We start from the raw sequence: 8,354 nt of genomic DNA on the forward strand, positions 1-8,354 counted from the left end.
GAAGGGCTTTTATTGAGAAATTCGCAGGAGAAGCAGGAAAATTCCTGAAGCCAGGAGGAACTCTTTTCATAAACCTTTTTTCAGATGAAATTTCGATTGTTGAAAAGCATTTCCTGATTAAAGGAAGAAAAGAGCTTTTCAGGAATTATTTCATAATCTCTGCTTCAAGGAAAGGAAATCATCAAAACTGATTATCCGAAACCTTTCATTCATGAATTCTATGATTTTTTCAGTTGTTTCCCTGGATTTTTCCCTGTTAAGGAAAAGATGGCTCTTAATTCCTTCATTTGTGAAATCCCTGTCATGAAAATTTATGTTGAGAATTCTTCCATTTTTTGAAATTCTTTCAAGCATTATTGCAGATTTATCAACGCCATAGTTTATCATTGAAGTGCCATTGAAGGGAAGCAGAGTATGCGTCATTGGAATTTCAAACTTGTCTCTATCAAGGTTCTTATTAAGCAGGTAATTTTTATAATAGCGAAAAGGAAATATCACTTTCAAGAGGGAAGAATCAGCCAGATAACCCCTTCTTTTTAGTATGGATATGGAACTTTCGTCTATTGAATAGTCAGGAGCCCGGAATACTTTCGGCTTTTTCCCTATTATTTTTTTTATTGCATCCTCCCCCTTTTTTATTTCATTCTCTTTCTCAACATAATTTAGTGAGGAAAAGTTAATATGAGAGAATGAATGATTGCCAATATCATATTTTTTTAGCATCCTGTGCTCTTTAGGAAAATCCAGAGCATTTCTTCCCACCACAAAAAAAGTTGGCTTTATCCCAAGATTATTAAAAAATTCAAGTGCGTTTGGGAGCCCATTCTGCAGGAAAATGTCTTTTCGCATCTTATCTTTCTGTAAAAATGCCCGTTCTCCGTCCAAATCAACTGAAAGCAGGATTGCCTTTTTTTCATCATTCATTTTTTCCGCCAATCAGAATTTTAAAAAACGAGATTATGTCGTCTAATAAAGTTTTTTCAGTTATGGAAGATTTGATAAGATAAAAAATCTGCCTTGGCCTGAGATAGAATCTCAGATAAAAAGTTTTGTAAAACGCTTTTAACTCTCTTTCAGAGAGCCCTTCTGGTATGAAAGTTATTTTGTGCAGAGAGGAAAAATCTTCGAAGTTCTGCGCAAGAAGCCTGCCTTTTTTACTGCATTTAGCAAAGGCAGGTGTATTAGGAAGAGGAGTAAAGAAAGATGTCTCTACGTAAGTAAGCCCCAATGAACATGCGAAGTTTATTGTGCGCTTTATATCCTCCTTTGTTTCTCCAGGAAAGCCAATCATAAAATAACCCGTTGTTTTTATCCCAGAGTGTCTTATTGCATTAATACTCGTAATTATTTGTTTGATGCTTTCTTGTTTGTTAATAATCTTGAGAATCCTTTCTGAACCACTTTCTATTCCCACGCCGATTAAGTGGCAGCCTGCTTTTTTCATTAAAGAAAGTGTTTCCTTATCAATATGATCAAGTCTCACTCCAATAGCATCCCAACTCATTTGAAGATTTTTTTCGATAATGATGCGACAAAGGCGGATTGTATGTTCTTTGACTAAAGCAAATTCATCATCTACAAAAAACGCTTTATTAAAACCTAAACGCTTTATAAGAGAAAGTTCTTCAGCTATAAACTTAGGACTTTTTGTTCTATAAGAGTTTCCACTAACGCCATGATCACAAAAAGTACATGAATATGGGCAGCCTCTGCTTCCTTCTAGGCTAAGGCAAGTGTTATTATGAGAGTATTTTGACATGTCAAAAACACTCCAATCTGGAAATGGTGAGAATTCAAGCTTTTCGCTATGGGCTGCAGCCGTTGAAATGATATTGTGCTTATCAGAGAATACTATTCCTTCTACATTTTTAAGGTTCTTGTGTTGAAGTATCTCACGAAAAGCAGTTTCTCCTTCACCCACTACAATGATATCCGGCTTGAGTTCTTTAAATGAGCGGATTGAAAATCCAGAAACGTGAGGCCCTCCCAGAATTATTTTCGCATGAGAATGCTTACGCACAACATGTATAAGGCTCTTAATAGTTTGATATTGATTTATTGTAAATGTCATTCCCACAATGTGCGGTTTGAATTCAGAAAGGCAGGATAGAAACTCGCTTTCTGATGAAACGCTCAAGTCAACAGCCTTAACATTATATCCTTCCTTCTCTGAAATTGAGGCAAGCATTGCAATAGCAAGAGTGGGAGCAGCATTTACTTTATATCTGACTAAACTTCCGGAATATGCTGCGAAGATGTTAGGGCTCATTAGAAGAACTCGCTTTTTTTTATCAGTCATTTTTCTGTATTGCCTTCCAAAGTTTTCCTTCGCGCTCTCTCCAAAATCTGATGTTTTGCCTTATGAAAAGTGATGCATATCCCGGATGCATAACAAGCTTTTTCATTCTTGAAAGCACATAATTAAGGTTAAGGTAATACTCACGGTATAAATTTCCTATCCTTTCAGAGGTTACTGCATTCTTAAAATCAGAATGAGCGCCTTTTCCCTGAACTTTCGAGCCAGGCATTTTTATATATTGGTTAAGAGAGATGAAATCCGGCTTTGTTTCCATTATGAATTTTCTTGTCTTTGAAATATCAGATTCATTCTCTCCAGGATACCCCATTATGAAAAAGGCAACAGTTTCAATTCCTAACCTGTCACAGGCAGAAAGCGTCTCCTTTGCCGCAGGAAGGTTTAGGCGTTTATTCATTAAGGAGAGCATTCTTTCCGAGCCTGATTCAATCCCGAACTGGATTTGATAGCATCCTGCTTCTTTCATTCTCTTAAGCAAATCATAATCAACTGAGTCGGGGCGCGAGAGGCACCTAAAACTAATTTTCTTGGTTTTCAGGTAATCGCATATTTTTTCGCACCGTTTCCTGTCAGCTGTGAAATTGTCATCCCAAAAGAGTATGTCATCATATTCACTGCACAAAGTGTTTATCTCTGAAAATATCCTTTTCAGGCTCTTTTCAGAATAAGTTCTCCTGCTGTTTGCAGAGCAGAAATTGCATGAGAAAGGGCAGCCGAGGCTTGTTACCATCGCAGCAATCCTTTTTCCTTTTGCAAGTATGTCATAATAGCCGGAAGGCAAAAGATTATACCTTGGAGAAGGTAGCGAGTCAATGCTTCCAAGGGAAGCGCTTTTATTCTTTATCAGTTTTCCTCCTTTTTTGAAGCATATGTTTTCAATGCCTGAAAAGTTCGAAGAAGAAATGTTTTTTTCTGATATTTTTGAAAGCTCAGGTGTGATATTTTGAATGATAAATCCTATTGAACTCTCTTTTTTCATTATCTCCTCAGGAAAAGAGGAGGGGGTTATTCCGCAGAGCCCAACTGCATTTTTTTTGGTTTTTATTCTCCTGCACAGGGAAAGGTCTTCGTCTATGCTCGAAAGCCCTGCGCTCACAATCACGCAGTCAAAACTCCTGATGTAAGAGATGCTTTTTTCCTGAACTGAGAGATCTGCTATCTCCACATCAAAGTTCTTAGAAAGCACTGCTGCAAGGTATGCAAGCCCTATCGGGGGAAGGATGTAAGGCGCCTTTTTCGAAGCACCCCCGCAGCGCAGAAACAATGGGTCCCTGAATTCAAATTCCGCGCTTTTAGGGTTTAGAAGCAATATTCTCATTTACAATCACGCCTGCGATAAAATCAAGTTAGAAAATAACAAAAGAGGTTATAAAATTATCGGAGAACTGAAAAATCTTAATCTCTTTGCCTCACTTCTTTTTTCTTCTAATTTCCTCAACAAATTTTCTCAGCAGATGGATTTCATAGGCACCCCAAAGGCATGCAAATGCAATCGGAAGCTGCGTTATTAAAATAGATATGTATGTTTCCATCATAATCACTCCATGTATTTTTCTAATATTCTCTCAGCTTTCTTCCTCAGCCGCCTTGCGCTTAGCGCAAGGTAAAATCCCAGGATAATGTAAGGGATGTGGGTTATTAAAAGGATTTCTGCTGTTTCCATATTGTTCACTTTTTCTTCGGCATTCTAAAAAATATGCGGCAACCGGGATTCGGACCCGGGTTATATCCTTGGCAAGGACATGTCCTACCACTAGACTATTGCCGCGAATGGTGGGCCCGGCCAGATTCGAACTGGCGACATCTGCCGTGTAAAGGCAGCGTTATAACCACTAAACCACGAGCCCGGCTTAAGCAACGCGCCCCGTTTAATTTTTAAAGGTTTTGCTTTTCATATAAAAATGTTTTTGTTTTGATAATTACAGGGATAGCACGCGGATTTTTCAGGCCTGAACTTCACAATACAAAAATTTAAAAGGAAATAAAAAAACATGTCTGGGAATGGAAGACAGGATTCTTGAGCTCTTGACAAAGGATGACAATATCACCTGGCAGGCGCTCATATATGACCTTGTGAAAAGCGAGAATATGGACCCCTGGGACATAGATGTGTCGCTCATCACAAAGAAATACATTGATGCAATAAAAAAGCTTGAGGAGATGAATTTCCGGGTTTCAGGAAAAGTCGTTCTTGCTGCAGCGATACTCCTGAAAATAAAATCGCACCAGCTTATCGGAGAGAATCTTTCAGAGCTGGACAGGCTTTTCGCAAGCGCAGAGGAAAGCACTGAGATGATTGCTGATGACTTCTACAGCGGGCTTGAGAATGAATTCAGGAAAAATCCATTAGAAGAGCGCCCTGAGCTTTTTCCGAAAACGCCACAGCCAAGGAACAGAAAGGTGTCAATGTATGATTTGGTTCTTGCACTGCAGAAGGCTCTTGAGGTGAAGCACAGGCGCGTTATGAGAGAGCCGAGCGGGCGCCTTGACATCCCGGAAAAAAAGATGGACATAGTCACGCTGATAAACAACATCTATGAAAAGTTGAAGGCGCTTATTACCTGGAAGAAAAGCGCTTCAGTCAGGTTCTCCGAGCTTTTGCCCTCTGAAAAAAAGGAGGACAAGGTTTTCACATTCATTCCCCTCCTGCATCTTGCAAACCAGCAGAAGATTGACCTTCTCCAGAAAAGCCATTTCGGCGAGATTGAGGTTGCGCTCTACAGCGCAAAGCTTCATCAGGAGATGGAAAAGGAGTTTGAGGAGGAGCGCGCAAGGCACGAAAAGGAGAGGGCTCCACGGCGCCCCAGAGTTAAAGCGCCTGAGCAGGCTAAAAGCGCAATGTGAACGTTTTTAAAAACAAAAATTTTAAAAACTAACCGCAAATTCTCCAGTTAGAATGCCCCGATAGTGTAGTCCGGCCAATCATCCGGCCCTTTCGAGGCTGGGACATGGGTTCAAAACGAGCCTTTTCCAAGGAAAAGCCTCGATGGAAAAGAGGATTTTGCTAACGCAAAATCAAATTCCGTCGGGCATAAATGGGAAAGCCCGCTGAAAGTCCCATTCGGGGCATTTTATAATTACCGGATAGCGTAAATGGTGGTGATTTTTTGAAGAGAAGTTCCAGAAGATGGAAAAAGAAAAGCCAGATGCGCTGGAAATGGCAGCGAAAGCGAATTAAGAAGGAGAAAAGGAAGAGAAAGCTTAAGGTATAAGTAAAACCAAAGCTTTATAAATAACCCCTATTTCCACGTTTATTACTTATTTTAAATTCACTCTTTCAAAGAAGAGAAAAAAGAAATCCCTGGAACTACTTGCTTCGGGCAGTAGAAGGGTAGAGGAAAAATGGAAAAGCAGAATATTATTGAAGCAATATCCAAAGCAAGGCAGAACTCTAAGAAAAGAAATTTTGTCCAGAGCTTTGACTTAATAATAACTGTAAAGGATTTGGACCTTAAGAAGACAGAAAACCAAAAAGACCTTTACCTCCCATTGCATTTCACTCCCACAAAGAAGCTGAAGATATGCGCTTTCTCAGGGGCAGAGAGCCTTGAAGAGGCAAAGGCATGCGACAAGGTAATTACGCAGGAGCAGTTCATAACATATGAAACTGACCCAAAGAAGACAAAAAAGCTCGCAAATGAATTTGATTTCTTCGTCGCGCAGGCAAACATAATGCCTGCTGTAGCCAAATCATTCGGTAAGATTCTCGGAAGAAGGGGCAAAATGCCGAATCCGAAGGCAGGATGCGTCTTCCCTCCAAAAATGAACCTGAAGCCCCTTTATGACAGGCTTCAGAATACAGTTTCCCTTAAATTAAAGGCATCGCCTATGGTGCAGTGCAGGATTGGGATGGAGGACATGAAGGATGAGGAGATTGCAGAAAATATCCTTGTAATTTACAATGCATTCGTGCACGCCCTTCCAAACGAGGAGAACAACATAAAGGCCGCAATTGTCAAAACCACAATGGGCAAGGCAATAAAAATAATTTAATGAACGCAAGGGATGATACTAATGGCACACGTTGCTGAATACAAAAAAACGGAAGTTGAAGAATTGGCTAAGATGCTGAATGAATATCCAGTGATAGGAATAATAAACCTGGAAAACCTTCCAACATCTCAGCTCCAGAAAATGAGGGGGCGCCTAAGGAGCGACCTGACAATAAGGATGAGCAAAAAGACGCTTCTCAGGCACGCCTTTGAGAAAGTGAAGAATCCAAAAATCAGGGAGCTTAAGGATTACCTCATCGGGATGCCCGCTATGGTGTTCACAAACCAGGAGCCGTTCAAGATTGCATTGAAGCTCAGGAAGAGCAAATCATCTGCTCCAGCTAAGCCAGGGCAGACATCGCCAAAGGACTTGATAATACCGGCAGGACCGACAAGCTTCACTCCAGGGCCGATAATCAGTGAGCTTGGACAGCTTGGAATAAAGGCAGGCGTTGACAAGGGAAAGATTGTCGTTAAAGAGGACAAGGTTGTTGCGAGAAAGGGCGACAAGATTGACGCAAAAATCGCTGCAGTCCTCCAGAAGTTCGGGATAGAGCCGATGGAAATAGGGCTTAACCTTGTTGCATTGTATGACAACGGGGTTATATACAGCGGAGACGCGCTTGAAGTTGACGACAAAAAGCTTTTCGAGGACTTGAGAATGGCTGCATCTTGGGCTTTCAGCCTTGCTGTTGAAACGGGCTATCCTGCAAAGGAAGTCATGCCTATAATCATTGCAAAGGCATTCCGGCAGGCGCAGGCAGTTTCAGCGCTTGTCCCGCAATAAAAGTTTCATGCGCATCATTCAATTTTTGAGGCGAAAGGAAAAAATTAAATTTATCCGTGGAGGTAAGAGAAATGGAATACATATACGCTGCGATGCTGATTCACAAAGCAGGAAAAAAGATTGATGAACCATCGCTGAAAAAGGTTCTCGAAGCCGCAGGAGTCAAGGTTGACGAAGCCAAGGTCAAGGCAATGGTTGCCACTTTGGAAGGAGTTGACATTGAAAAGGCTATAGAGATGGCACAGACAGTTTCAGTTGCTGCTGCACCAAGCGCACCTGGAAAGGAAGAGAAAAAGGCTGACAAGGAAGAGGAGAAAAAGACAGAAGAGCAGGCAGCTGCAGGTCTTGGAGCACTCTTCGGCTAAGGATGAGAGCGAATGGCAGAAGAAACAACTGATAGCGCAGGCGGAGACGCTCCTGAAGAGCGCAAGAAAGAGATACTTGAGAAAGTCGGCGAAATAAAGGAAAATGTCGGCGAAATCAAGGAGCAGCTCAACGCTGTCAATGAGGAGAAGGAAGCATGGTTCAAGAAGAAAGAGGACTATGCGAAAGAGATTTCTGCTAAGATTGCCGAGATAAGGAACCTCAAGAAGGAGAGGGACGACTTTACTGCTCAGGTAAGGACTCTGAAGGAAGAGAGGAACAAGCTCAACTCAGAGATAAAGGAAAAGATAACCCAGATAAAGGCTGTCAATGAGCAGAAGAAGAGCATAATGTCCGACTACAAGGTTGAGAAAGACCCTTCTGAGATTAAAAGGCAGATGGACTCTCTTGAGATGAGCATTGAAACAGAGGCCTTTTCCTTTGAAAAGGAGAAGAAGGTAATGAAGCTCATAAAGCAGCTCAAGAAGGAGTATGAAGATGCCAAGAAGATAAGCGAGGTCTGGGCTGGCTCGCACAAGCTCTCAAAGGAAATTGACAATATGAAGAGCAATGTTGAGGAAATCCACAGAAGGATACAGGAGCTTGCTGCCGAAAGCCAGAAGAAGCATGAGCAGATGCTTGAAGTGTCAAAGTCTGTTGATGAGTTCAAGAAGAATGAGGAAAATGCGTATGAAAAATTCTTCGATGCAAAGAAGAAATTTTCAGAGCTTAACTCAAAGTTCAAGAGCGACATAAATGAGATGCAGAAGGGAAAGGAAGAGCTCACCACAATTTCCAATGTTGAGAAAAAGGAGAAAAGGAAGAAGGATGAGACAGTCCTCAAGGAGAAGGAAGAGATTGTTGAGGACAAGATAAAGAAGGGCAAGAAGCTCAC

At 41.2% G+C, this 8,354-nt stretch carries 11 protein-coding genes and 3 tRNA genes; 7 read left to right on the plus strand and 7 right to left on the minus strand.

Annotated features, from left to right (window positions below):
- Window positions 1-191: hypothetical protein (locus tag NTV63_02795; GenBank protein MCX6709859.1), on the plus strand; the 191-nt coding region annotated here is incomplete at its 5' end.
- On the opposite strand, the gene NTV63_02800 is transcribed toward NTV63_02795, so the two are convergent.
- The 7 genes from NTV63_02800 to NTV63_02830 all read right to left on the minus strand — a co-directional run bounded on the left by NTV63_02800 (window position 151) and on the right by NTV63_02830 (window position 4,164).
- Window positions 151-924 carry a polysaccharide deacetylase family protein gene (locus tag NTV63_02800; GenBank protein ID MCX6709860.1) on the minus strand — a complete coding sequence of 258 codons (774 nt, stop codon included), beginning with the start codon at window positions 922-924 and terminating at the stop codon, window positions 151-153. The genes NTV63_02795 and NTV63_02800 overlap by 41 nt on opposite strands.
- Entirely contained in the window at window positions 917-2,299 is a 1,383-nt protein-coding gene (locus tag NTV63_02805; GenBank protein MCX6709861.1) for a radical SAM protein, read from the minus strand. The genes NTV63_02800 and NTV63_02805 overlap by 8 nt, the downstream gene beginning before the upstream one ends.
- The gene (locus NTV63_02810; protein ID MCX6709862.1) at window positions 2,292-3,635 is read right to left on the minus strand and encodes a radical SAM protein; all 1,344 of its coding nucleotides are present in this window, start codon (window positions 3,633-3,635) and stop codon (window positions 2,292-2,294) included. The genes NTV63_02805 and NTV63_02810 overlap by 8 nt, the downstream gene beginning before the upstream one ends.
- Window positions 3,636-3,726: 91 nt before the next feature.
- The gene (locus tag NTV63_02815; GenBank protein ID MCX6709863.1) at window positions 3,727-3,849 is read right to left on the minus strand and encodes a hypothetical protein; all 123 of its coding nucleotides are present in this window, start codon (window positions 3,847-3,849) and stop codon (window positions 3,727-3,729) included.
- A gap of 5 nt (window positions 3,850-3,854) precedes the next feature.
- Window positions 3,855-3,980: a hypothetical protein gene (locus tag NTV63_02820; protein ID MCX6709864.1), complete on the minus strand. Its 126-nt coding sequence runs from the start codon at window positions 3,978-3,980 to the stop codon at window positions 3,855-3,857.
- Between the two features lie 34 nt (window positions 3,981-4,014).
- Window positions 4,015-4,085: transfer RNA gene (locus NTV63_02825), tRNA-Gly, on the minus strand.
- Window positions 4,086-4,088: 3 nt separating this feature from the next.
- A tRNA-Val gene (locus tag NTV63_02830) sits at window positions 4,089-4,164 on the minus strand.
- A 154-nt stretch (window positions 4,165-4,318) separates the two neighbouring features.
- On the opposite strand from NTV63_02830, the gene NTV63_02835 reads away from it, so the two are divergent.
- The 6 genes from NTV63_02835 to NTV63_02860 form a co-directional block, all read left to right on the plus strand.
- Window positions 4,319-5,161, plus strand: coding sequence for a ScpA family protein (locus NTV63_02835; protein ID MCX6709865.1), 843 nt, complete (start codon window positions 4,319-4,321; stop codon window positions 5,159-5,161).
- A gap of 54 nt (window positions 5,162-5,215) precedes the next feature.
- Window positions 5,216-5,386: transfer RNA gene (locus NTV63_02840), tRNA-Glu, on the plus strand.
- Between the two features lie 273 nt (window positions 5,387-5,659).
- Window positions 5,660-6,310, plus strand: coding sequence for a 50S ribosomal protein L1 (locus NTV63_02845; protein MCX6709866.1), 651 nt, complete (start codon window positions 5,660-5,662; stop codon window positions 6,308-6,310).
- Between the two features lie 21 nt (window positions 6,311-6,331).
- The gene (locus NTV63_02850; GenBank protein ID MCX6709867.1) at window positions 6,332-7,096 is read left to right on the plus strand and encodes a 50S ribosomal protein L10; all 765 of its coding nucleotides are present in this window, start codon (window positions 6,332-6,334) and stop codon (window positions 7,094-7,096) included.
- A 71-nt stretch (window positions 7,097-7,167) separates the two neighbouring features.
- Window positions 7,168-7,461, plus strand: a complete 294-nt coding sequence (gene rpl12p / locus NTV63_02855) for a 50S ribosomal protein P1 (GenBank protein ID MCX6709868.1) — start codon at window positions 7,168-7,170, stop codon at window positions 7,459-7,461.
- Between the two features lie 12 nt (window positions 7,462-7,473).
- A partial coding sequence (locus tag NTV63_02860) for a hypothetical protein (GenBank protein ID MCX6709869.1) occupies window positions 7,474-8,354 on the plus strand: 881 nt, incomplete at its 3' end.

The sequence above is a fragment of the Candidatus Woesearchaeota archaeon genome (assembly GCA_026394965.1).
Taxonomy (GTDB): Archaea; Nanobdellota; Nanobdellia; order Woesearchaeales; family 0-14-0-80-44-23; genus JAPLZQ01.